General features: G+C 42.8%; 20 protein-coding genes and 4 pseudogenes. 5 read left to right on the top strand and 19 right to left on the bottom strand.

Annotation, left to right across the window (positions count from 1 at the left end; genetic code table 11):
* Window positions 1–153: 153 nt before the first annotated feature.
* Entirely contained in the window at window positions 154–1,239 is a 1,086-nt protein-coding gene (locus tag HWQ23_RS12590) for a class I fructose-bisphosphate aldolase (RefSeq protein ID WP_292828584.1), read from the bottom strand.
* A gap of 290 nt (window positions 1,240–1,529) precedes the next feature.
* On the bottom strand, window positions 1,530–3,956 hold the full coding sequence (locus HWQ23_RS12585) for a phosphoketolase family protein (protein WP_292828581.1): 2,427 nt from the start codon (window positions 3,954–3,956) through the stop codon (window positions 1,530–1,532).
* A 1,461-nt stretch (window positions 3,957–5,417) separates the two neighbouring features.
* Here HWQ23_RS12585 and HWQ23_RS12580 point away from each other — a divergent pair.
* Complete coding sequence (locus HWQ23_RS12580; RefSeq protein WP_365741233.1) at window positions 5,418–5,759, top strand: pentapeptide repeat-containing protein; 342 nt, start codon at window positions 5,418–5,420, stop codon at window positions 5,757–5,759.
* 579 nt (window positions 5,760–6,338) lie between these two features.
* The gene (locus tag HWQ23_RS12575) at window positions 6,339–7,451 is read left to right on the top strand and encodes a sensor histidine kinase (RefSeq protein ID WP_292828578.1); all 1,113 of its coding nucleotides are present in this window, start codon (window positions 6,339–6,341) and stop codon (window positions 7,449–7,451) included.
* 364 nt (window positions 7,452–7,815) lie between these two features.
* Here the strand turns inward: HWQ23_RS12575 and HWQ23_RS12570 are convergent, their stop codons facing one another.
* Window positions 7,816–8,229, bottom strand: a complete 414-nt coding sequence (locus HWQ23_RS12570) for a DUF3775 domain-containing protein (RefSeq protein ID WP_292828575.1) — start codon at window positions 8,227–8,229, stop codon at window positions 7,816–7,818.
* Between the two features lie 303 nt (window positions 8,230–8,532).
* Here HWQ23_RS12570 and HWQ23_RS12565 point away from each other — a divergent pair, with 303 nt between their 5' ends.
* Together HWQ23_RS12565 and HWQ23_RS12560 are read left to right on the top strand one after the other, a co-directional pair.
* On the top strand, window positions 8,533–10,845 hold the full coding sequence (locus HWQ23_RS12565) for an NACHT domain-containing protein (protein ID WP_292828572.1): 2,313 nt from the start codon (window positions 8,533–8,535) through the stop codon (window positions 10,843–10,845).
* A 290-nt stretch (window positions 10,846–11,135) separates the two neighbouring features.
* Complete coding sequence (locus tag HWQ23_RS12560) at window positions 11,136–11,318, top strand: hypothetical protein (RefSeq protein WP_292828569.1); 183 nt, start codon at window positions 11,136–11,138, stop codon at window positions 11,316–11,318.
* 156 nt (window positions 11,319–11,474) lie between these two features.
* Here the strand turns inward: HWQ23_RS12560 and mgtA are convergent, their stop codons facing one another.
* The 5 genes and pseudogenes from mgtA to HWQ23_RS12535 all read right to left on the bottom strand — a co-directional run bounded on the left by mgtA (window position 11,475) and on the right by HWQ23_RS12535 (window position 15,784).
* Entirely contained in the window at window positions 11,475–14,018 is a 2,544-nt protein-coding gene (gene mgtA, locus HWQ23_RS12555; protein WP_292828566.1) for a magnesium-translocating P-type ATPase, read from the bottom strand.
* 22 nt (window positions 14,019–14,040) lie between these two features.
* Window positions 14,041–14,328: a DUF3122 domain-containing protein gene (locus HWQ23_RS12550; protein ID WP_292828590.1), complete on the bottom strand. Its 288-nt coding sequence runs from the start codon at window positions 14,326–14,328 to the stop codon at window positions 14,041–14,043.
* A gap of 18 nt (window positions 14,329–14,346) precedes the next feature.
* Window positions 14,347–14,535, bottom strand: a pseudogene (locus HWQ23_RS12545) (potassium channel protein); the annotation flags it as partial.
* A complete protein-coding gene (locus tag HWQ23_RS12540) occupies window positions 14,532–14,843 on the bottom strand; it encodes a chaperone modulator CbpM (RefSeq protein ID WP_292828563.1) in 312 nt (103 codons plus the stop codon). The gene HWQ23_RS12540 and the pseudogene HWQ23_RS12545, both read right to left, overlap by 4 nt.
* Window positions 14,840–15,784, bottom strand: coding sequence for a DnaJ C-terminal domain-containing protein (locus HWQ23_RS12535; RefSeq protein ID WP_292828560.1), 945 nt, complete (start codon window positions 15,782–15,784; stop codon window positions 14,840–14,842). Before HWQ23_RS12535 ends, HWQ23_RS12540 begins: the two co-directional genes overlap by 4 nt.
* A 395-nt stretch (window positions 15,785–16,179) precedes the next feature.
* Here HWQ23_RS12535 and HWQ23_RS12530 point away from each other — a divergent pair.
* A pseudogene (locus HWQ23_RS12530) lies at window positions 16,180–16,638 on the top strand (reverse transcriptase domain-containing protein); the annotation flags it as partial.
* A gap of 22 nt (window positions 16,639–16,660) precedes the next feature.
* Here the strand turns inward: HWQ23_RS12530 and HWQ23_RS12525 are convergent.
* The 11 genes and pseudogenes from HWQ23_RS12525 to HWQ23_RS12475 all read right to left on the bottom strand — a co-directional run bounded on the left by HWQ23_RS12525 (window position 16,661) and on the right by HWQ23_RS12475 (window position 23,497).
* A complete protein-coding gene (locus HWQ23_RS12525) occupies window positions 16,661–17,011 on the bottom strand; it encodes a ZIP family metal transporter (protein ID WP_292828557.1) in 351 nt (116 codons plus the stop codon).
* A 39-nt stretch (window positions 17,012–17,050) separates the two neighbouring features.
* A complete protein-coding gene (locus HWQ23_RS12520; protein WP_292828554.1) occupies window positions 17,051–17,449 on the bottom strand; it encodes a ZIP family metal transporter in 399 nt (132 codons plus the stop codon).
* A gap of 57 nt (window positions 17,450–17,506) precedes the next feature.
* Complete coding sequence (locus HWQ23_RS12515; RefSeq protein ID WP_292828596.1) at window positions 17,507–17,863, bottom strand: DUF6920 family protein; 357 nt, start codon at window positions 17,861–17,863, stop codon at window positions 17,507–17,509.
* Window positions 17,758–18,117: pseudogene (locus HWQ23_RS12510) on the bottom strand (hypothetical protein); the annotation flags it as partial. The gene HWQ23_RS12515 and the pseudogene HWQ23_RS12510, both read right to left, overlap by 106 nt.
* An 80-nt stretch (window positions 18,118–18,197) precedes the next feature.
* Window positions 18,198–18,785: pseudogene (locus HWQ23_RS12505) on the bottom strand (oleate hydratase); the annotation flags it as partial.
* A gap of 68 nt (window positions 18,786–18,853) precedes the next feature.
* The gene (locus HWQ23_RS12500) at window positions 18,854–19,207 is read right to left on the bottom strand and encodes a DUF5335 family protein (RefSeq protein WP_292828551.1); all 354 of its coding nucleotides are present in this window, start codon (window positions 19,205–19,207) and stop codon (window positions 18,854–18,856) included.
* 128 nt (window positions 19,208–19,335) lie between these two features.
* A complete protein-coding gene (locus HWQ23_RS12495; RefSeq protein WP_292828548.1) occupies window positions 19,336–19,617 on the bottom strand; it encodes a DUF1269 domain-containing protein in 282 nt (93 codons plus the stop codon).
* 666 nt (window positions 19,618–20,283) lie between these two features.
* Window positions 20,284–20,883, bottom strand: a complete 600-nt coding sequence (locus HWQ23_RS12490) for a P-type ATPase actuator domain-containing protein (protein WP_292828545.1) — start codon at window positions 20,881–20,883, stop codon at window positions 20,284–20,286.
* 317 nt (window positions 20,884–21,200) lie between these two features.
* The gene (locus tag HWQ23_RS12485; protein WP_292828587.1) at window positions 21,201–21,632 is read right to left on the bottom strand and encodes a pyridoxamine 5'-phosphate oxidase family protein; all 432 of its coding nucleotides are present in this window, start codon (window positions 21,630–21,632) and stop codon (window positions 21,201–21,203) included.
* Window positions 21,633–21,802: 170 nt separating this feature from the next.
* Entirely contained in the window at window positions 21,803–22,171 is a 369-nt protein-coding gene (locus HWQ23_RS12480; protein ID WP_292828543.1) for a Crp/Fnr family transcriptional regulator, read from the bottom strand.
* 633 nt (window positions 22,172–22,804) lie between these two features.
* Window positions 22,805–23,497, bottom strand: a complete 693-nt coding sequence (locus tag HWQ23_RS12475; protein WP_292828541.1) for a glycosyltransferase — start codon at window positions 23,495–23,497, stop codon at window positions 22,805–22,807.
* Window positions 23,498–23,750: the final 253 nt, after the last annotated feature.

Genomic DNA, 23,750 nt, shown 5'->3' with positions numbered 1-23,750 from the left:
GAATACTAGTAAGTCTTCCTAATTTACTAGCTACCCCGACTTATTGAGCCGATACAAAATTGCCACGTATTAAACTTTTAGACATCGACTGAATTTAAATATGCGTTATGCAGAACCCTTGTAGAGACGTAGCACTGATACGTCTCTACATTCTTAGTCCTGACGAGATAATTGTGATTGCGATTGTGAAGCTTTATAGCCAGCCAGTGCTAGCTCTGTGCTCTTTTCCATTTCCTGAGTGTACATGCCAAGGCTTGCAGCACCGTTACACTTTGCCCGATGTAGCAAAGCACTTTGTGCTGCTTTTACATTAGCATTTTGCCCCTTCCATAGTTCTAATGCGGGTTGCTGAATAGCACGACCAAAAGAAAAAGTTAACGGCCAAGGCAGGGTTGAGCCAAACCGGACATGCATCTCATTTAAATGGGCAGTTGCTAATTCATTGCTTTGACCACCCGATAAAAATGCTACGCCTTGTACGGTAGTAGGAACCACATTCAACAGGCAATTCACCGTAGCTTCTGCGACTTCGGGGACACTGGCTTGCTGGGGACAACCCTTACCGGAAATTACCATGTTGGGCTTGAGAATAATTTGCTCCAAAACTACCCCTTGCAAGTGGAGTTGATCAAAGACAGTTCCTAAGACTTCCTCAGTTACAACATAGCAACGTTTAATAGTATGGTCGCCATCCATCAAAACTTCAGGTTCGACAATGGGAACAAGTCCACCTTGTTGACAAAGCAGTGCATAGCGAGCTAAAGCCTGGGCGTTGGCCTCGATACAATCACGACTAGGAATTTCCTTGCCAATAGTGATGACAGCCCGCCATTTAGCAAAACGCGCCCCTATTTTGACGTATTCGGCAATGCGATTACTCAAATCATCTAGACCTTGTGTAATTTTTTCGCCAGGATGATTTGGTAAATCTTTCACACCAGTGTCAACCTTAATGCCGACAAGAATTCCCGCATCGTTCATCACTTTGACAAAGGGCGTTCCATCTTTTGTAGTTTGGCGGATTGTTTCATCATATAAAATTGCGCCATTGATATAGTTAGCCAAACCAGGAGTAGTTAAAAGCAACTCCCGGTAAGCACGGCGATTTTCCTCTGTTGGCGCAATTCCCAACTTCTCAAAGCGCTTGTTACAAGTACTGTTGCTCTCATCTATAGCCAAGATACCTTTACCAGTAGCAACCATTGCTTTAACAGTGGCGATAAGTTTTGGTGAACTCATTATTTAAAACCTTTTAGCTCTAAAGGGTTGATTTTTTATTTGCAGATGCGATCGATATATAAGAGGATGTTTGAAAAGTCCTTTTCTTAGTAGCAAAACGTTTTAGATCCCCTAAATCCCCCGATAAATTGGGGGACTTTGATTCCAGTTCCCCCCTTTTTAAGGGGGGTTAGGGGGGATCAACAAGTGCCTAAAATCACAGCTAAATACTTTTCAAACAACCTTTAAGACCAGTCCGTTTTAGCGCAACTACAAACCTTAGTGCTACGAATTACGAATTACGAATTATTTTAGTAAGGCCACTTCCAGTTGACGATTTCTGGCTGATCAATACCGTGCTTATGAGCATAATTCCGGTTGTTAATAATTTCGTTCTTCATGCGTTCTCTAACATAGACAGCAGCAGAACCCAACTTAGGAACCCGATCAATCACGTCAATCACCAGATTGAACCGATCAACTTGGTTGTTGATGGCTAACTCAAGTGGTGTGTTAATGCTGCCCTTTTCCTTGTAGCCGCGCACATGAATATTTTCATGATTAGTGCGATGATAAGCAAGTTTGTGAATCAGCCAAGGATAGCCGTGGAAGTTGAAAATTACAGGCTTATCTGTGGTGAAAAGACTATCGAAATCCCAGTCTGATAATCCATGTGGATGTTCTGTATCTGGTTGCAACTTGTACAAGTCAACAACATTAATAAACCGCACCTTGAGATCGGGGAACTCATCTCTTAAGATGGCAGTTGCAGCTAAGGCTTCCATAGTCACAACATCTCCACAAGATGCCATGACGACATCAGGAAGATCGGGTTCTTGCCCATGATGGTCATTGCTTGCCCAGTCCCAAATACCGATGCCTTTGGTGCAATGTGCGATCGCTTCTTCTATGCTAAGAAACTGGAGGTGTTTTTGCTTATCTGCAACGATGACGTTGACGTAGTTGGTGCTACGTAGGCAATGATCGGCTACAGAAAGTAGACAGTTAGCGTCGGGAGGTAGATAAATCCGGGTAACTTCAGCACTCTTATTAGTAACCAAATCTATGAATCCTGGATCTTGGTGGCTAAAACCGTTGTTGTCTTGTCGCCAAACAGTAGAGGATAGTAAGATATTCTCAGAAGAAATCGGCGATCGCCAAGCAACTTCATTTTTGCTGATTTCCAGCCATTTGGCGTGCTGGTTAAACATAGAGTCAACAACGTGAGCAAAAGCTTCATAACTGTGGAAGAAACCATGCCGCCCAGATAAAAGATAGCCTTCCAGCCAGCCGAACAGGTTATGTTCACTGAGCATTTCCATCACTCGCCCATCGGTAGATAGCTCACTCCCATCTGCATCTTCAGGGAGCATATCTGCCAACCAGACTTTCTCACTGACTTCGTAGATAGCACTGAGTCGATTGGAGGCGGTTTCATCTGGCCCGAATACGCGGAAATTATTCATGTTATTACGCATGATATCTCGCAGGAAGTTCCCTAGAGGCTTAGTGTTTTCCACCTCAACTGCGCCGGGTTTGACTACTTCAACTGCATTGTTGCGGAAGTCGGGCATACGCAATTCTTTACGTAGAATTCCACCGTTAGCAACGGGATTGGCACTGATGCGGCGATTACCAATCGGAGCCAGCTTTTTGAGTTGGGGAATTAGACTGCCATGCTCATCAAATAATTCTTCTGGCTTGTAACTTTTCATCCAGTGTTCTAAAATCTTCATGTGGGCAGGATTACTAGTTACATCTGTAATTGGTACTTGGTGCGATCGCCAAAATCCCTCTAATTTATGACCGTCTATTTCTGCCGGCGCAGTCCATCCTTTAGGGGTGCGAAGGACAATCATCGGCCAACGAGGACGTTTTGCAACACCCGAAGTCCTGGCTTCGGTTTGGATTTTCTTGATTTCCAAAATAACTGTTTCCAGGGTTGCTGCCATCAGTTGATGCACTAGCGCTGGCTCATGCCCTTCCACAAAGTAAGGTGTGTAACCGTAGCCCTTGAATAAGTCCTCTAGTTCCTCGTGGCTGATGCGGGCTAGGATGGTGGGGTTAGCAATCTTGTAGCCATTCAAATGCAAGATTGGTAAAACTGCACCATCCCGAATGGGGTTGATAAATTTATTGGAATGCCAAGCTGTTGCCAGAGGGCCTGTTTCTGCTTCCCCGTCACCAACAACTGCTGTCACAATCAAATCCGGGTTATCGAAAGCAGCCCCGTAAGCGTGGGAGAGGCTGTAACCTAACTCGCCGCCTTCGTGAATCGAGCCAGGAGTTTCAGGTGTGCAATGGCTACCAATTCCACCAGGAAAGGAGAACTGTTTGAAAAACTTCAGCATACCTTCCTCGGACTCGCTCTTATCAGGATAAACCTCAGAATAGGTTCCTTCTAAATATGTAGGGCCAAGGATGCCCGGAGCGCCATGACCAGGGCCTGCGATGTAAATCACGTCCAAATCATATTTCTTGATTAAACGGTTGAGATGGACGTAGATAAAGCTCAAACCGGGACTTGTACCCCAATGCCCTAAAAGGCGATTCTTGATGTGTTCGGGCTTGAGGGGTTCTTTTAGCAGTGGGTTGTCCTGCAAATATATCATACCTAGAGCTAAATAGTTACAGGCACGCCAGTAAGCATTGATTAGACGCAGTTCTTCAGTGTTAAGTGTGGCAGATTTATCGTTTTCGACATCTGAAACCTTTGGCTTAGAAGGAGAAATAGTCATAGAGTCTGAATCCTACTAATCTATTTTTAGTTAAAGAATCGTTGAACACACGATGTCTGATGACAAACTGCTCCACGTCTACACAGTTTTAAAACCCGATGTTTCAAGGCTAGATATGAATACCAAAGAAGTGATGTAGTAAAGTACATCTACTATTAGGTACTACATTGGTCAATCTCAAAATGGTTAAGCGGATATCAATCGATAACTACGGTTTTACTTGCGGTTCACTTATACAATCAGCACTTCCAATACAGTTTGCATAAGGTTAGCAATTAACAAGACTATGAAATAATTGAGTCATAAAATCGATCTTTCCCAATTAGAAAAATCTCGATTTTTAGCTAATCTAATTGTATTGCCTGCACTTCACTATTCACTACTATCTTGTTTAAAAGTCCCTTATATCCTGATTAAAAGGGTGGAATGTGCATTACATACAGTATAACTACTTATATTCTGATATATCTTCTAACTTAAACATCCAACTAAAGGTAGATAAAATCCACTTTAAAAGTTAAATAAATTGGGCTGCAAAATTAGTGTTATATCTGAAAAATAGATAGATCTAAATATTTTAATTTAAATTAAAAATAATGACATAAACTTAGTTTAACGTTAACCATTAATTAACCTATTTATGATTTTTTAGGTCAGTGGTGGTGTTGATGGTACGTTAGCGTACCACCCCCGTTTTCTAAATGGGCATTTCCTGATAGCAGTAACTACAGCGCCAGTAAAGTTCTCCCAAACGCACATGACGGAGTAAAATGTCTGAACAGTTAGGGCAAAAATACTTACTCATCATCGATTGACTGATTGTTGTAGATATACTCAATTTGCGAGGATTTGTTAATAAAGCTTTGTTAAGCATATATTTCGCTAAACTTTGTCAATTTGTTGATAAAGGTTAGTATGACACTCTAAGATTAGAGATCATGTTTAACCAAGCGTTTGATTAGTGTATAAGTTGTACAAGTTTTACTAAGATATTTTATTTTTAACCTTTATCTAATAACTTTTGAGCGTTTATTTCTCGTATGGTGTAATTCCATTAAAAAAAATATTTACAACATATCAACTGTATTGTTGCCCAAAACCATGAAGTTATTAAATCAGACTAGAGAGCAGAACTGACCCAACAAGAGACACAGTTAGGATCTAGCGACTTAGCCAATCAGCGTTTTCGCGCAGGACGCTCTCTACGAAACGCTACGCAAACGCGGACTCGCTCTAAGCCAACACAAGTGTGTCTCTAAGAGCTGCTATGCCGCAGGCTTTACGCTACGCTATCCACTATGAAGTTCAAAATACCTTTCCTGTATTCTGGCTTCTGGCTTCTGACTTCTGAATTCTGTTTCGATAACCCAAGTTGCTAGTTACTCTTATGAACGATCACTTTCAGACGATAATTGATAACTATTTACATTACTGAATCAGGCAACTTTTGCTGATGCACAAATGATTGAAGTATGCTTAATTTGTGCGGAAATGGTTGATGCAGACCTGAGTGGAACAGACTTGACGGGAGCAAATTTAAGTGGAGCTGATTTAAGCTGTGTCAAGCTAGGTGGAGCCAACTTAAGGGGGGCAAACTTAGGTGAAACAGACCTCACCGGAGCGGATCTTAGGGGAGCGGAACTGAGTGAAGCTAACTTGAAAGGAGCAAAGCTAGCTGGGGCAGATATGGACGGGGCATATTTAGATAAGGCAGACCTGACTGGCGCAGATATCGACGGGGCAAATATGCGGAGAGTCGGATTAACTGGAGCAAAAATGCCCGATGGAACAGTTCACGACTAAGTGACTTGAGCGATTTTTAACCTAAGTTTATACATCAAGGCTATAATCGGGCTGCGATTATAGATAATTACTGCCTGACAAATAAGTTGTTTATCCAACGTTTGTTCAGGCAGTAATTAACACTATCTTAATGATGTTGATAATACCATTATCCTCAGCAACATCTAGTATTGTAACAGTAGCATTATTCAGCCTAGACAACGAAAAAATGTTGTTAGTGATAAATATATAGTGATAAGCTAATAGGCATTTAAGTTGCATAATCAGGGCGCTCATCTTGCCGACCCCACAAGATATTGATAAAATTTTAATCTGCAAATTAGATGTGTTTTAGCTTAATAGAGATTTAGTATTTATACTCAGATAATTCAGTAACTATTCCCAGATTTTTGTATTGCTTTTTACACTACAAAATGACGTGCATAATGTGGGTTAAATATTTAGCCTCGGCGAGGGGATGAGAAATTGTTTTGCGGTGGATCGGGGTGGGTGCGATTGGCTCTGCCGCTGCCCCTTGGGCAATCGCTGTTCTAGCGATATCCTGATGCTAGAATAAGTCTAAAATTAAGAACATTCATAATGTTACATGAATTTCTCTTAGCAGAACGTGACGAAATTCTCGCCTTGTGTTCAAAAAAGATCGCGCGTCTTGCTGATTCCATGAGTTCGAGCGACGAAATGGAAAGAGGATTACCTGTGTTCTACGATGAACTCATTGAGGTATTACGTGCTGATGCTGATATAGATGAATCTGGGGAAGCATATAACAATTCTATAGAAAGTCTTCACAGAGCCGCAGCAGAGCGCCGGGGAAAAGAGTCGTTAAAACTTGGCTATAGCATTTCTCAGGTTGTTCATGGCTACGGCGCTCTTTGTCAAGCTATCACTCAGTATATTCAGGAGAATAGTAGTGAAACAGCATCCCCTCGTGAATTCAATCGATTAAATTTCTGCCTCGATATCGCTATTGCTGAAGCGGTTACAGAGTTTAATCGAGGTCAGCGCGAGAATGCAGAGCGGGATGAGATTCTACGTCTTGGATTTATAGCACATGAGTTGCGAAATGCGTTGACCTCCGCTAGTTTAGCTTCCCAACTTATAATCACAGGGAAAGTCGGAACTAATGGAAGTACATCTCGTATTCTTGAAAATGCCCATAGGCGCATGAGAGACATTATTGATCGTTCACTTGTTGAGGTGCGACTGCGGAACGAATCAACCGGACAATATCAAAGATGTCGAGTTATTCACCTAGTCAGTGAAGTTGAGGCTACTGCATGGTTTGAAGCGAGTGGGAAATCAATTGAGGTGCGTGTTGAGGTAGCGCCGGAATTGGAGGTTTTAATAGACCGTCACCTAATAATATCTGCCCTATCGAATCTGGTTCAAAATGCCATTAAGTTCACGAAGCAGGGTGGGATTGTATGGATACGCGGTAAGGCTGTAGGTGGGCGTGTTTTGCTTGAAATAGAGGATCAATGTGGAGGACTCCCGCCTGGTGAGGCGCAAGAACTTTTTAAGGCTTTTTCTCAGATGGGAACAGATAAATCAGGATTGGGGATTGGGCTTACAATTTCACGACGCGCCGTATCGTTAAACAAGGGTATACTCTCAGTTCGCGATGTCCCCCATCAAGGATGTGTGTTCTCAATTGATTTACCCAAAGCCTCCTCCCCTCTTCCCACTACATAATCCTCTAGCTCCATCTTCGCTACTCTGACTTATGTAAACTCCAACTATTTTTCTAGTATTTTTAGCTTTGGATAAAAAGAAATAATTTTAGTTACTAAATCTCTATTATCACTACATATTTCCCACTACCAAAATGTTTATAATTGCTAAAAACCAACTATATGTTAGTATTTCTAAAGCATAACAGTAACCAAGGTTAGGACTCAACTATTTAACAAAGCTATAGATGTTATTAGTTATGGTTTTCTGCTCAACCAAAATATCCACTTTATCTGCATTTCTAGGTCGTATATCTCCAGACAAGGAGCAACATCATCATGAAAAGCTGCTATTAGATAGAAAAGACTGCATATAGCTACTCAACTTAATTATTGCAGTGATTATTATTTATTTTTTTTAGCCCGGAGCGAAAATATTTAGCTAGGAAATTATTTTCGACAATATAACTAGTTGTATAGTTTTGAGGGATGAGATGTAGTGCTTGTACAACTAAATCATTTAAGTCTAATAGGTGTTCATAGGATACATTTTGACCAAGCCAGATAAGGGCTATAACTTGTCCTTTTTCTTCAGAAGAAAAATCGTCTAGATATTTATGTAGTACTCTGGGCGATGTTCTTCCTGTCATTTCAAAATCTTCTAAATAATTAGACAATTTGTCTAGAAAAGTTTCTGGGATATTTACTTTCCCAAACAGTATATCTGATGACTTTGGGCAATAAATTAATTCAGCAAGCTCAATGATTTTATAGACTTTACTAATTAATAAAAAATTCATATTTATCTTCAAGCTAAAATCATAGTCAATAAGGACGAATATTGATCAGCCCTTAATCTGTACTTCATAGAGTATGACAGATGGGTGCTTGAGATTAGGTATTGCTCCAAATTTCAAATGTATAAAATAAGTTTATAGGGTTTGATTTTGTTACAAAAAGTAATAGGATCTCACTAGATATAGAGTATTTTTTCTTAATTGTGTATATCCTTAACCAAAGAGAGAGTGATTACCACAAAAAAAACTCTAGTATCAAAGGTGTTAATAAAAATTTGAGTTCTTGATTTTAGAAGTTTTTTTCCTATGGTCAAGCGATCGCTTGAAGCATCACTCACTGGGATTCAAGAGGCTAAAAGAGCGTTTGCTCGCAAGGGGTGGACACAAGAGAATCTAGCTCTTGAAGTCAACCTCAAGACTAGACAACCAATTTGGCGGTTTTTCAGTGGCCGTCCAGTTGAGCGTCATACCTTTATTGAGATTTGTTTAGTGTTGTCACTGAATTGGCGGGAGATTGCGACTAATCCTCCAGCAGAATTCTTGGAAAGAGAAGAATACGCCCAGCCGACTGTGCTGGATATTGATAAGTTAGTGCAAAAAGTGCGATCGCAACGCTTCGACAAAATTCAAGACCAGTGTGGTATTTTGCAGTTATTGGATATTAGCCGTCCAGTTGCGATCAATGACATATATATAGATGTGAATATTTTGGAGGAGATTGCCAGTCTTCAGTGGTTAGAAATCACTGATCTGCAAAACCTTGATCCCAAAGAATTTGACCGTATTGGCTTAGGTGAAGTTGACGAGAAACAAATACCTGGTACACAGGCAGTTGAAACATACTCCAAGCTCAGGGTGCTAGGCAAACCAGGAGTAGGTAAAACCACCTTTTTACAACATCTTGCCATTCAATGTAACCAAAGCGCATTTGCGGCAAATCAAGTGCCAGTCTTGATCACACTGAGAAACTTTGCCCAAGAGTCTAAGATTACCAACGAGTTCAGCCTATTAAACTACATCCGCCAGGAGTTCCTTGCATCTGGAATTTCCGATATCTCAGTCATCGAAACCTTGCTGAATGAAGGTAGGGTATTACTGTTGCTTGATGGCATGGATGAAGTTCTTAATCAACAAAGCAATGCTATCTTGAACGAAATTCGGAGGTTTTCAGAGAAGTATCACAAAAATCGGTTCGTGGCGACCTGTCGAACAGCAGCTCAAAAACTCAGACTTCGAGGCTTTACCGATGTTGAAATTGCCCCATTTACCTTAGAACAAATCCGAGCCTTCGCTCAAAAATGGTTTCTGGCCTTTAGCAAGACAAGCCAAAAAGATGGTCAGGCGCAGTCCGTTCAGTTTATTCAGAAGTTGGAATTAGATGAAAATTGGCAATTTCGCCAACTCGTCGTCACACCCCTATTTTTGCATCTTGCCTGTTGGGTGTTTCACGGTAAAGGAAAATTTCCAACTAAGCGGACTGACTTTTATAAGGAAGGTTTAGACCTTCTATTAAGCAAATGGGATGAAGCCAGAGGCGTTGAACGGGATGACGTTTACGGAGGGTTTTTATTATCACAAAAACTCAAGTTATTTAGTCAGATTGCAGCCGCGACATTTGAGCAGGGTCAGTACTTTTTTGAGCAACGCATCGTTGAGCAATACATTGGTGATTATATTGACAATCTAAGCAACCTGCCAATGGATGCAGAAGAATTGCAAATAGAAAGTGAAGCAGTGCTGAAGTCAATCGAGGCTCAACATGGACTACTGGCAGAACGGGCGCGGGGAATTTTTTCCTTTTCCTATCTAGCATTTCAAGAATACTTCACAGCGAGGAAAATCGTTGCCAGCCATAACTTAGAGGCATTTGGCCAAGCGCTATTCGGTCTAGTCAGTCATATCACTGACCCCCACTGGCGCGAAATCTTCTTGTTAACCGCTACCATGCTCAGGAGTGCAGACTCTCTAGTACTGTTGATGAAGCAACAGATTGATACACTCGTTGCCCAAGATGCTTATTTACAAGAGTTTTTGACCTGGGCTAGCCAAAAATCTCGCAGTATTCCTACCCAATCAAAAGATGCGACAGTGAGAGCATTTTACCTGGCCTTAAGTCGGACTCCTCACATAGCTTCCCACTTTGCCCTAGCCAGCAGCCTCGACCAGGGGATGTTTCTGGATGCGGCATTAGATGACCTGCTGATAGAGTGTGCAATTGATGGGAGCCAGGACTTTGCCCACATCCACGCCTGCGGAGATGCTATGAGCAACATTCTGGGTATTGTTCTGGATGTTGGACTCCATAAATCCCTGCAACAACTCTCTGACCAGTTGCCAAATTCTGGCCAAAGTCAACAACGGTTTGAGCTATGGTCGCAAACGAACTATTCAGCTTGGGCTGAACAGGTAAACAAGACGGTGATTAATTATCGCAATATTAACCACGAGTGGCAGTTTAGCTCTGAGCAAGAGCAAGTGTTGCAACGCTACTATGATGCTAATCAGTTACTACTCGATTGCCTACATAGCAATTGTGAGGTGACAGCTGCTATTAGACAAGAAATTGAAGCCACTTTATTGTTGCCGATAAAGGAACTTGAGGATAGGGAATGGCAATAATTCTTTTGGTTAATTCCTAAAAGAGGTTTGGATTGCAAAAATCATCAAGAATTAAGTTTTATATCGTAGTTAATCAACTAATTCACAAAATCAAACAACACCAAATCATAGTACAGGAGCTAGGCTAATACAAAAATTCCAAACATTTATGTCTTCAAAAGAAAAAGAAATTCTAGCGATCGCTTTTACTGGCAATACTGAAGGCTCTTGCGTCTGTATATCCAAAAGCCTTTGGTGAAACAGTTAGTAACAGAAACAGCAAAACTGCTTAAACATCCTGGTAAAAGATCATGAAAACGGCAAGAAATAACCCACTAGATATACGCCACATTAGTCTTAAAGTAACAGAGTTGATTAAGCAATACGCTGTTGTAAATAACTGTACGCAGGATGAAATGTTAGAGCGTATTGTTTTGGAGTGGAACACCCAACAAAGCGAGAGCGAACGACCATCAGGAGATGAAGATGAATAGCTTTTTTGTACAAGCCCTTGGCGTAATTCGTAATACTTTGGCTGCGCTCAGTAAAAGTTCGTAATTCGTAATTACCATTGCGTAAGGGTTTTAGACATTTTAAATGGATGGCTTATTTCCGCCGATCTATACTATGCTTTTTCATCAACTGAGAGATTAAAATTTTACGTGGCTGTAAAACACTCGTTTAACATTCTCAGCCGCAGTCACGTAGAACAACACGATCGCTCCCAGAACCAGCACAAAACTCAACGGCAACGGTTGAAATCCCAGTAGGGTTGCCAACGGTGTCCAGGGAATGATTATTGTCACTCCAATAGTCGCCAGCGTTGCCATCAACAAGTATTTTCCAGGCTTACTGTTGAAAATGGATTGGCGGGTACGAACGACTAGCACAACTAGCGATGCAGAGATGACAGATTCCAAAAACCAGCCTGTTCTAAACTGTTGTGGTTGAGCGTGCAGCAGCAACAGTAGCGCTCCAAAGGTGAGATAATCAAATACTGAACTCAGCAAACCAAACACGATCATGAAATTGCGGATAAACTTGATATCCATCCGGCGAGGTTTGTTGACTAACTCCTTATCTACGCGATCTGTTGCGATCGTCAATTCCGGGAAATCGGTGAGTAGGTTCGTCAGCAAAATCTGACTAGGTAGAAGCGGCAAAAAGGGCAGAAACAGAGAAATTCCCGCCATGCTAAACATATTGCCAAAATTGGCGCTAGTTGCCATAAATACATATTTTAAAGTGTTGGCAAATGTCACTCGTCCTTCCTTTACGCCTTCAATGAGGACATTTAAATCCTTTGCCATCAACACAATATCAGCAGCTTCCTTAGCGACATCGACTGCGCTCTCGACTGAAATGCCAACATCGGCAGCATGAAGCGCAGAGGCATCGTTAATGCCGTCTCCCAGATATCCAACTACATTCCCCGCTTTTTTGAGGGCAATAATGATTCGCTCTTTTTGGTTTGGCTCTACCTCAGCAAAGACATTTGTATCTTGTACTCGATGCATCAAGGCTTCATCACTGAGCTTTTCTAGTTCGGAGCCTGTCAACGCCTTTGGTTGGGGCAATCCTACCTGCTGAATGATACTCATTGCCACCGCCTTGCTGTCTCCGGTAATCATCTTCGGGGTGATTCCTAGCAGTTGCAACTCTTTCAGGGTGTCAGCGATGCCAGCTTTGGGCGGATCGAAGAGAGCGAGGTAGCCGAGAAATGTCATGTTCGTTTCATCATCTTTGGTGAAAGAATCTTGATTAAAATCACGATAAGCCACACCCAAGGCTCTAAATCCCTTACTGCCCAAGTCTTGGGCCTGTTGGTGGAGTTTTTGTCGCTGATCTGCAATTGGAATCGCTTTACCCTCACCAATCTCAACGGTTGAGCAAACATCCAAAATATTTTTTAGTGCGCCTTTAGTGATAATCAGATGCGTACTTTCTTGCTTGAATAAAATGCTTAGACGTTTACGGTTAAAGTCATAAGGCACTTCATCTAGCTTTTGATAGCCAGAAATATCGAATGTTTTGTATTCACGAATCGCTGCATCAATGGGATTGACATAACCCGACTCAGATGCGGCATTCAAATAAGCGTAAAGTAGAACGCGAGTCGCCTGCGGCGAGGCTTCGCCAACGCTTTCTTTCCCTTGCACATCAACCGCAGAGTGAATTTTCACCTCTCCTTCCGTCAGCGTACCCGTTTTATCGGTGCAAAATACATTCATGCTGCCGAAGTTTTCGATCGCGGGTAAGCGCTTTACAATCACCTGCTTTTTCGCCATTTTCTTGGCACCACGAGCCAGGTTAACGCTAACGATCGCAGGTAGCAGTTGAGGAGTCAAACCCACCGCCAGTGCCAGAGAAAATAGAAATGATTCCAGTACTGGGCGATGCAGGTAGACGTTAGCGACAAAAATTAGCACTACCAAAATTAGCGTTACTTCCATCAGAAAGTAGCCAAACTTGCTCAATCCCCTTTCAAATTCGGTTTCGCTCGGTCTGAGTTTCAGGCGTTCCGATACTTTGCCAAATTCAGTTTCTTTTCCGGTATGAACGACTACTGCTTTCGCCGTTCCACTAATCACATTAGTTCCCAGATACAAGGAATTGGTGCGTTGGCTCAGTCCAGTTTCAGCTGGCAATACGCCACTTAGCTTGTCAACCGGATAGGTTTCTCCTGTCAGTGCTGCTTCATTCACCGATAAATCTTTCGACTCTAAAACTAGACAGTCGCCCGGAATATTTTTACCTGCACTCAGCAACACAATGTCACCCCTGACCACTTCTTCATTGGGGATTTCTTGAGATTGACCATCTCTCAAAACAGTTGCTTTAACTTGCACTAATGCCAATAACTTTTCGACAGCGTTTGAGGCTCCTCGCTCTTGCCAAAATCCTAATAGCCCACTGATGAAGACGATGGTCAAAATGATTATGGCATCTGCCGCATCTTTCAGAAAAATCGATAGCACCGCCGCAAAAATCAGAATCAAGATAATCGGACTCTTGAATTGATTAAGCAACAGCATCCATGCGCTCGATTTGTGTTTTTGTTTGAGGCTGTTTGCGCCGAACTCATTCAGGCGTTGTTTGGCATCTTGACGGCTTAACCCTGCGGTTGTAGAGTGCATCTGCTGAAGCACCTGATCCGTGGATAAGCTCCAAAACGTGGAGAGTTGGGGATTCATCAGTTTGGGTTTTTGGAGTTAGTCAACGAGCAGAAATTTTTTGCCACTCTTGGATCGCTGTGGATGGGATTTGTAACTCGATCGGTGAGCCAGTTACCATCGGTAAAGTTAGATGAAGAGGAATTTCAGCCTGCAACTGCGGTAGGACAGACTTAATGTCATATTCTGCAACATTGGCTGGGGTTGGTGTGTCCTGAGAAATTTCGCTAGAAATATCCTTGGCGGTTAGAGTTTGCCCCATAGATGTTATTAGCGTCAGTGGTTGAGTGCGATCGAATTCCACCCCACTAGGAAAGCCCACTAGCCGCAGAGAGACAATAGCACTACCTATCCAAATGATAGCAGCGATCGCTTCTAATAGAGGATTCAACCCCCAAACTAGCTCAACAATAAAAAGTCCCAACCAAGCAAAGCCCAGCACCAGCATCGGCATTTCTAACCAATCTTCCAACTGTTGCAGCACTTCGCTGCGCTCATGATCTAATGCAGGCTTTGACCGTTGGTTCAGATAGCTCATAATGAGTTCGATGAATGAGACTGATACACTTTTAGCTGTGCCCGTAATTGGGCAATTTCAGTTGCCATATCTAGCACCATTGCCGCTCCGACTAAGTTTAGCCTTAAATCTCGACGCAAGCGTTGAATCTGAGCAATTCGCGCAATCTCGCGGGAATGCAGTAAATCACCAATGGGTTCAATTACGCCTAACTCAACGTAAAACTTCACCAGGGTAATCGAAGTCTTAGTGATCAACGCAGCATATTCAAAGCTGTAGAGTTGCTCACCTTCTAGTGAAACCACGGTTTTTGAAAGGCTGAAGGTCATAATTTTATCTCCTCTAATTGGGTACGTGGGTTAAAGCTAGTGTTTGCCTGGATTTTTTCGTAGTATTCTTGCTCGATCGCACTCAGGTCTTGCGAGGTGACAATCTGAAGTTTGGCAAATAAATCACCTCGTCCCCCTTTTGGCAATGTCCAGCCTTTGCCGCGTAGTCTCAGCGATTGCCCCGATCGCACCCCTTTAGGAACTTTCATCTTCACGCTACCATCGGGGGTTGGCACGCTAATTTCTGCCCCTAAAACCGCTTCATCGGGACGAATTGGAATGTCACAAACGAGGTTATCGCCCTCAAATCGATAGAAGGGATGGGTTAACACTTCGATAGTTAGATATAAATCGCCGCGCTGTTGAGAGAACGGACTAGGACGACCTTTACCCTTGAGCCGAATTCGACTGCCTGGTTTTGCACCTGCGGGAATACGGACGTTGATCGTTTCCTCGTCGAGTTGTAAACGCTTTTGAACACCGTGAAATGCTTCGGAAAATGTAAGGGCGATCGCAGCTTCCGTATCCGGTGCGGGAGCTTGAGAATGAAATCCCCCACCAAAATCATCAAAGCCTCCAGTGGAGGTTTTACGTCTCGTTCGACCCAGCAGATCATTGATAAACGAATCAAAATCGCCGTACTGATCGAAGTCGCCTGTCGCAACATTAGTTCCGCTAGGTGGCGGTGCTTCAGTGTAACCAGGATTATTCCAGTGCTGACCAAAGCGATCGTACTTCTCCCGCTTCTCTGGGTCGGAGAGTACTTCATTCGCTTCGTTCAATTCTTTGAACTTTGTTTCTGCGTCTTTGTCTCCAGGATTGAGGTCAGGATGATATTTGCGGGCAAGCTTGCGGTAAACCCGTTTGATTTCTTCGGGGGTTGCGGTTTTGCTTACTCCCAAAATGGCATAGTAGTCTTTAAAATCTGTTGTAGTTGGCATCAGTTACCTCTTGTTCACGTAGCGGCAATTTAGGAGAATTGCAGGTTTTTTGCGGTGGGTGTATTTTCAGTTAGAGATAAGTTGCAATTCAATCATGCTAACAATAGCTCTCACGAAGTCTAGCGAAGCTTCACACTTTTTCTTTCAAGGCGATGACTGTGTTTCCAATAAGCAAAGCCACTAGCAATAATCATCACAAAGGCAGGAGCCGCAAGCCATAACCAGAAGCCAGGAAGTAACTTGATTAATAGAAGCTGACTATCAGGACTACTACCATTAGGTAACGCAAACCAATATGTTGAGATTGTGCCTGTAAAACCTACAATAATTGAACTAAAAGCAGAAGCTATTGAGAACTTGTATTTTTTCTGTAGAAAAAATTTACAGGAATACCAGGAATTGAAAGTATACACAGATACCACTACAGCTACAAACTAGGTAGCAAGGTACACGACAAGACCCTAAATAAGGCAATCATAGAACCATCAGTCCGATACGCGGATGACATGGTTATTATACTCCGACCCGAAGATGATGCAACAGAGATACTTGAAAGAATCAGCGAGTTCCTCCGCAAACGCGGAATGAATGTAAGCCAAAAGAAAACCAAAGTTACCGCCGCGACAGATGGGTTTGATTTCCTCGGCTGGCACTTCAAAGTCCAGACAAACGGAAAGTTCAGAAGCATCCCATCAGTGGATAACTTCAAAGCGTTCCGTAAGAAAGTAAAACACATCGTCAACAACTCGAATTATGGTGCTACCACAAAGGCTGAGAAATTAGCCCCGGTAGTTAGAGGTTGGAGAAATTACCATAAGTTCTGCAAGATGGACGGGTCATCGGGAGCCGTGTACACGGAAACGGGTACGCACGGATCTACTGAGAGGTGCGCGGGATAATACCCGCCATCGACTCAACCAGTGCAAAACTCCCGATAAACGTCAACGTAGATAAGTTTGTATCTTGAGTTTGATGGGCTTCAGGAAGAATTTCTTCAACGATCGCCACCATTAAAGTACCTGTTGTAAATGCAAGTACAATTAACTTGGGTAGATCAGTTTGTCCGCGCAACCCCCAATAGCCCAGCGTCGCACCCAGCCAAACAGGGATAAGAAACGCCGCAAGTAACCAAAATCGCTGTGTTCGCGGCATATTTTGACTCTTAAACTCTGCGTTGGTGACAAATCCTTCGGGAATGTGAGCGACAACTCTCCCCGATGTCAGCACTACGCCTAGATGAGGTACGATGTCTGCGACGGGCTACGCCTACGTTAGACTAGTGCCAATCATTAAACCATCACCAAATAAGTCGATAGCAATGCTCAGAAAAATCACCCAACTAACGGTATTATGATCAACGCCACGCAGTCGATTTTTGCTTAAATTGAGAAGCTGATTAATCCAGACAAAAAAAGCTCCACCAAAAAACAATGCTAGAATAGCTGCCCAAACAAATTTAGCGAGCGCAACTCTCGGTATCAGTTCGGTAGAGGCGTTCGCGCAGCGTCTCCGCAGGAGAATCGCTAGCAGTACACCAGCAGCAGCGTGCAGTGCAAGCCCTAATGTTTGTTTTGATGACGGTAAGGCTTCAGCGATCATTGCTCCCATGAAGTTGCTGGCAACGGGCAAAGCTGATAGTGTTAGAGCAAATAGAAATTCCTGCATAGGTCAGGCTCCGCTAGTCGTAACAGACTTTTTGATATTTGTTTCGATTGGAGTCCATCAAGACGCGAACTCATAGTGAATCTCTGTAGTTCTTCCTTTAAAATAGAGCCGAGTGCCTTCTGGATACTCCCATCCCACCTCGCCTTCTAAGGGAATAAGCATCCCATTACGAACTGAATATTCCCAGAATCGACCGACCCAAGGCATAGCAGTCAACTTGTCACGATAACGAGCCTCAGCCCGACAAGTAGCGATCGTGCCTTCAGCATTAAACTGAAATACGAGGGAGACAGTTGTTGCACCATCCGTTAAAGTAGCGCGAGCGGAGGTGTCATTAATTGCGTCCCAGCGCACACCTTGACTGGGTAATAGGGCAGTAGGATACCAAGTTGCCTCAGCAAAGTACCGTAACAATTCACCTTGATTGTTTTCACTCCTTCATGCAAGCCATCACCAAGGTAGGCTCCCGCATGGTAAGTGTTGTTCTCGCCATTAGTGGTAACTACTTCATCTCGATATTGAAAAGATTCAGTGGTATATAACGGAGTGTGATCTTTTTGAATGTGAATGAGGCGATCGCTAGCAATTAACTCCTCTAGTTGGAACGAGAGAAAATAATTTGGTGGTGATGAGATGTTACAAATTTGATTCAGGCAACTGTTATAACCTCCGGTTTCATAAGAGATTTCCTCGAACAATAAAAATCTGAGTTCTGTCCCGTTGAAACGCCCGTTGGTGAAGGCAAAACTTACCTAAACGCTTTGACTAAAGCCTTAAACTCGACTTGCAGTGACTTGTCATGAGGCGAGATAGGTGGGATCTGGCGATCGATACTGAGGAATTCGTAGACTGCCATCTGAGCAGCTCGCACCGAATATTCAACTGTGAAGACGACATCATCAGGAATTTCCACAAACTGGCTGATGAAAGCAAGGTTCTTTGAGCTACGAGGGATCGGCAATGGTCGATCGCTGCGTAAACGAGGCATAAACATACTTGTGATGTACGGCATTCTGCAAGGAATGCAGTTTGCCGATTCTACTATGTCCAAATCGAATCTTAAATGACCGCAGAGTTCTCGCAGAATTTCTTCACCGTTGCAGTCGCTCATTGGCTTGGGAACAAAGTTACCGATGCGATCGCCAAAAAGAGCATATCCCCAGAAGACTTGTACATCAGCAGGCTGATTTCTAAAATGGGGTTGATAGGCGAGGACAATGGACATCAGCCAATTTGAGTCTTTAAACGTGATTAGCCCACCAGTCCCCGCTTGATTGCCGCTAAATTTGGCGATTTTATCGAAGAATGCGGGGTTTTTTAGTGTCACCGTGAAATGTTTTACGTCTTTTGTGAACCTAAATCTAAAGTTCTTGACGTGTTAGACGGGTAATGATTTTATTCACATTAATTAGCTTGTAACTGGATCAACGTTTTTGTCCCGGTAGCGTCACTAATCCGAACCGCTATGATCACACCGTTTGAGTTCTGTCCCGTTAAAACTTCAGTTGGTGAATCGATTGTGTGAGCGTAAGTCACTTCATCTCTACCCACTTCAATCACCAAATCATCTCCCTTGCCGGGGCGATCATAAACCATTGCCATCAAAGGTGCGTTTTGAATCAGTTCTGCATTATCGAGTTCTGAATCGATGATTTCGATTGAAATATAGCGTCCACGATTACCACTTGAGAACAGATCAAAAAATTCACCCCATCGCTCACGCGGCACAGATTTTTTGATGTCAATTTTACTTACCATGATGATTCCTTTAAATATCTCCACAAATTAAATATTCGTATCCAGAATCCCTGTAGAGACCTAGTACCGCTACGTCTCTACATTCGTTCTATATCTATCTAATGTTGCCAGGTTAATAGTTCAAAGCCTTAGACAGGAACCGAAATGCTCATTCCATGACTAATTCTGTCTAGCATCTGCCTCGCCTGACTGACATCTTCGTTGCTGCCTGTCACAAGGATTATGAACTCGCCTGCTTGGATTCGAGTCTCGTACTTCAGTATCTCGTGCTTGGGGATTCCTAACCCTGCTAAAGCACCTGCCAGTCCTCCGACAGCAGCACCAACAAGTGTTCCTTCCAACCAACCCGCCAATACTCCAGCAATGGGGCCAGCAATGATGATCGGAGCTACTCCGGGAATAAACAGCACTCCAGCCCCTGCTAAAATGCCAAATAAACCTACTATGTTGAATTTCGGAAATCTGGCTATATTATTATCAAGTTAAGATTGAATCTCAGTTTGAGTTTGTTTAGCCGCACATTTCATCTTTACAAATTTTGACCAACATAACATCTACCTTTGGAACGTTTTAGTGGAATTCATACAATTCATACACTATCTAACCCCTTTTTAATACTTATTTTCTATTACAATTGATTCTTTTTTGCTGCATAACCCTACAAATCAAACATCAGTTTGTGATCCATGCACCCTTTAGTGGGATTGTCGCCCGGAAATTTGCCGATCCTGGCTCATTTGTCACGCCTACTACCGCAGGTAGTTCGGTTTCTTCTGCTTCATCTGACAGACGTTCATGAAAAAACGTATTGATTCACAGACAAGGAATCGTCCGCGCCGTCAAGGAAAGGGCAAAATCTCTTTCGGTGAAGTTCTTAACAGTAAGGCATTAATTCCTCTCACACTTCAAAATGAGCGAACGTACAGCACAAAGGGCAACTCATCATTGGTGTCAACTTAAGGTGAAAACCAGCCTAGAACCAGCTTTTAAGATGTCTCGTTAAGAGTCTCCGACTGGGAATGCCCCTCATTGAGGCTCTGCCTCCGTAACTTGCGGCACCACCAGGAACTGCATTTCTAGCAAGAGGCTGGAAACGAGATTTTAAAGGAGGTTGGGCTTAAGTTGACACTAATGGGCAACTCATCTCCCCCTGCACGCGCCATTTCCATAATGCCGACAGCTGCAATTTTGCGAACGGGTAGGGATTCCCCAGTTAATAATGACTCATCGGTTGAAAAATTTGAGCAAGATAGTACCATTGCATCGGCAGGAACGCGTTCGCGGAGCGTCTCTGAAAGAGAATCGCCTTCTGCCAACACCAAGACATCTCCCCGAACGACTTCTCGCCCCGCAATTCGTTTTCGCTCTCCATCCCGAATCACCAAGGCGCGAGGACTGGAAAGATCGCGCAAGGCTTCTAGGGCGTGTTCAGTCTTACCTTCCTGGTAAAGGCTAATCCCGGTGATGAAGAAGACAAAACCCAGCAAAATCAGGGCTTCCTGTAGATCGCCTAAAATCCAATAGATGATACCACCACCGACTAGCAAGAGGAAGATCGGATCTTGAACGGTTTCCCAAGCGAACGATAAAATACTGCCAGAGCGAGCCGAGGGGAGTTCATTGTAGCCATCCTGTTTGAGCCAAGCGATCGCTTCTTGCTCAGATAAGCCATCCACGGTAAGTAGCTAAACAAAATTAATTACACAAAGTTAAGCAATGAAACCCTTATCCCGACTAGAACCTTATGTGTAAATAATTCTGTGCGGTTACTTATTGAGATCGACGGTGGAAACCATAATCCCGCTTTTTCCTATGAAACATAAAAACAGAGCTATTCAACTTGATATTAAATACCAAACTTGAAGAACTCGTGAGGTAGTATAAACGTTTATTCTGATTTACTTCCAAACTGGCTTCTTCACCGAGACAGTTCTGAGTGCTGTACATGGATAGCGAGGCGTTTAGCCCGTAACGAGTGCTGAGTAAAAAATTTTCACTGACTGCTAACTCCATCAGTGGTTCGTCCACTTATCTCACTCTCGTGGATGCGGTAGATTGCGATCTTTTCTGAACGTCCCTCAGCATCAATCCAAGTTCGATTGATCGCAGGTGAGAGCGTTGTATTGCGCTCTTTGATCAAGTGCATTGCGCGATCGATGTCTGAATGCTCGGTGAGGCGCGAGGCTCGACCATTCACAATCACGCTGCGCCAATGAAGGGGCCCGTGAATTTCTTCAACCTGTAGGCAGATTTCTGGATTCGCATCTATGTCGTGGGTCTTCATGCCGACCGTTGTAAACAGGTAGATGTCCTCTTCTTCGAGATAATAATACATTGGCATCACGTAGGGTTTGCCTTCGTGTACGCAGCCAAGATGACCGTATCCTACTTGGTGTAGTAGTTCGTGTATTTCTTTTGAACTCATTTCATCAATATCTAACATTAATATTCTCCTAAAGATTCAGTTGATTTGTAGTGTATTAAAGAGAAATATTCCCCGCTTTATATCTGTTATTAGATTCTGAATTCTGTTAGTGATAGCGGGGCGTTTAGCCCATCTTGACTCCTGAATTCTATTCGATAATTATTTGGACATTAAACCAGATGCTGCAAGCGACTCAGACGCTTTGAGTAACTTTTCATCACCTCTACGGCAAACATGGGTGTTTCCTGAACAGCAAAGAGAAACTCTTCCTCATTAAGGAAAACCAATTTGGTATCTACCTTGGCGATCGCCGTATAAGTTCTATTTTTAACCCCTACAAGTACCCCGACATCAAAAACTTCACCCGTCTCAATGGTTTCTACAATCTTGCCATTGACTAATATATCTATCTCTCCTTCGAGAATCCCATACATTTCATCACCAGGCTGTCCTTCTTCAAAAATGACTTGTCCTGCTGAAAATACTTTAGGGTCGGATTGTTTTTGAAAGATACTGACTGTTAACACAGGACTTAGCATTAGAGCAACCCCAGATTATTTGTTTTTAAACAAAACCTTTATATAACGTCAGTTCGGGTTAAGAACTCAAATTTGATTACTTGGACGAAAGAATAAGGCTTTCACCCTGTCCAAACTAACGACATAATCAAGGTTTCAGCTTCTCCCGAACTCAGGTTTATATAGCTTTAGGCGAACCCAGAAAAGTACACTACTTTTTGTCGATTAACTCTCGAACTTCGCAAATTTTCTGATTAGCTGCCTCACATATCATTAAATCAGAAAGCATCAAATCCTTCTTGTATCTTGCTAGGTAAATAAGTTCAATTTTATCTACCACTTTTGAATGTTTTATGAGGATTTGTATAAGTTATACATAAAGTAAAACATTTACCCAAACATAATATTTGACGGCAAAACATTATACTTATTCTTGTCAAAATAAGGTAATATCAATATCTAGAAAAGCAAGTGTCCAATTAAGGCGGCTTTTTATAGACACTTCACATTCCCTACTCAGATTTCTTCTTGAATCGATAAGCCATTCCAGCATGGCAACTCTTAAAGACCCTCCGCGATCACTTACCGCTTTCATACAACGAGTTATTTATTGTACTATTGCATTGTGTATTTGTTGCATTAATCTATTGTTTATTAGCTGTCTCGTAACTTCTGCTGCTTCCAAACCAGGTTGTACTCTTTCTCAACAGCCGCCAGCAGTTTCGATTGCAAAGGTGAAAGATACGGTTTAGCTTGTTTCCCCAACCCCTGTAACAGCCAACCCACAGAAGAGTCACGGGTGGTCACTTGATGCAACTGCCGTAACCTCAAACATAACTGTTGCATGAATCTACTTATCGCTTTCTTTAGCGGGTTTTTAGCTATTTGAGCAAATCTCAAAAACCCAAACATCCCTGTGGGAGTCAACGGCAGAACTGATGCAAAAAAGCAAGGTACGCCTAATTTCTCTGCAATGTGATATCCCCAGTTAGCTAGCGGCGTGTAAATAATCACCTCACTTCCAATACACGCACTCCAAGCTGATTCCAACTGTTGAAGCAAAAGTTTATCTGCTTCTTCTTTTTTCAACTTTTCTCCCGCAATCAATCGCTGCCCTTGTTTCGATTGCAGAAACTCTTCCATATTGCCAGCGATCGGCGCAAACTTTAAATCAAACTGCTTCACAAAAGATGCAAAGTTTTCGTGTGTTGCGACTGTTACCTGATGCCCCGCACGTTTCAAGCCAATAGCCAAAGCACAGTATGGTTGCAAGTCTCCTCTTGAACCTACTGTTAGAATCGTAATTTTCAGTTTCCGGCTTGGTGCTATAGGTAGACTTTGGCTCAAATGCTTTTTCCTGCTGAAAACTCCAGTATTCAAAAATTGTACTAATTTACTGTGTCTCTGGGCGATAAAGCAATACAGTTGAAATCAGCCTGCTTTTTCGTAACTGTTCCCTTGCCCTCTACACCTACCGAACACGCTTACCATCCCTGAACCGCTTGATCCGATTATGCGTTGCATTATTTCTTGTTGCTTTGTCTAAGAGGGTGTTTATAAAATAATTCTTAAGCAGGTGAGCTACTATGATTACGAGCTA

The sequence above is a fragment of the Nostoc sp. JL33 genome (assembly GCF_017114985.1).
Classification (GTDB): Bacteria; Cyanobacteriota; Cyanobacteriia; order Cyanobacteriales; family Nostocaceae; genus Nostoc.
Note: the sequence above shows the minus strand (reverse complement) of the source record. Positions and strands in the feature narration are given on the sequence as shown.

What these genes read in the sequence shown, in the direction of transcription:
- HWQ23_RS12590 (WP_292828584.1), bottom strand. Translation starts at nt 1,239, where the DNA reads ATGAGTTCACCAAAACTTATCGCCACTGTTAAAGCAATGGTTGCTACT.
- HWQ23_RS12585 (WP_292828581.1), bottom strand. Translation starts at nt 3,956, where the DNA reads ATGACTATTTCTCCTTCTAAGCCAAAGGTTTCAGATGTCGAAAACGAT.
- HWQ23_RS12580 (WP_365741233.1), top strand. Translation starts at nt 5,418, where the DNA reads ATGATTGAAGTATGCTTAATTTGTGCGGAAATGGTTGATGCAGACCTG.
- HWQ23_RS12575 (WP_292828578.1), top strand. Translation starts at nt 6,339, where the DNA reads ATGTTACATGAATTTCTCTTAGCAGAACGTGACGAAATTCTCGCCTTG.
- HWQ23_RS12570 (WP_292828575.1), bottom strand. Translation starts at nt 8,229, where the DNA reads ATGAATTTTTTATTAATTAGTAAAGTCTATAAAATCATTGAGCTTGCT.
- HWQ23_RS12565 (WP_292828572.1), top strand. Translation starts at nt 8,533, where the DNA reads ATGGTCAAGCGATCGCTTGAAGCATCACTCACTGGGATTCAAGAGGCT.
- HWQ23_RS12560 (WP_292828569.1), top strand. Translation starts at nt 11,136, where the DNA reads ATGAAAACGGCAAGAAATAACCCACTAGATATACGCCACATTAGTCTT.
- mgtA (WP_292828566.1), bottom strand. Translation starts at nt 14,018, where the DNA reads ATGAATCCCCAACTCTCCACGTTTTGGAGCTTATCCACGGATCAGGTG.
- HWQ23_RS12540 (WP_292828563.1), bottom strand. Translation starts at nt 14,843, where the DNA reads ATGACCTTCAGCCTTTCAAAAACCGTGGTTTCACTAGAAGGTGAGCAA.
- HWQ23_RS12535 (WP_292828560.1), bottom strand. Translation starts at nt 15,784, where the DNA reads ATGCCAACTACAACAGATTTTAAAGACTACTATGCCATTTTGGGAGTA.
- HWQ23_RS12520 (WP_292828554.1), bottom strand. Translation starts at nt 17,449, where the DNA reads ATGCAGGAATTTCTATTTGCTCTAACACTATCAGCTTTGCCCGTTGCC.
- HWQ23_RS12500 (WP_292828551.1), bottom strand. Translation starts at nt 19,207, where the DNA reads ATGGTAAGTAAAATTGACATCAAAAAATCTGTGCCGCGTGAGCGATGG.
- HWQ23_RS12485 (WP_292828587.1), bottom strand. Translation starts at nt 21,632, where the DNA reads ATGAGTTCAAAAGAAATACACGAACTACTACACCAAGTAGGATACGGT.
- HWQ23_RS12480 (WP_292828543.1), bottom strand. Translation starts at nt 22,171, where the DNA reads ATGCTAAGTCCTGTGTTAACAGTCAGTATCTTTCAAAAACAATCCGAC.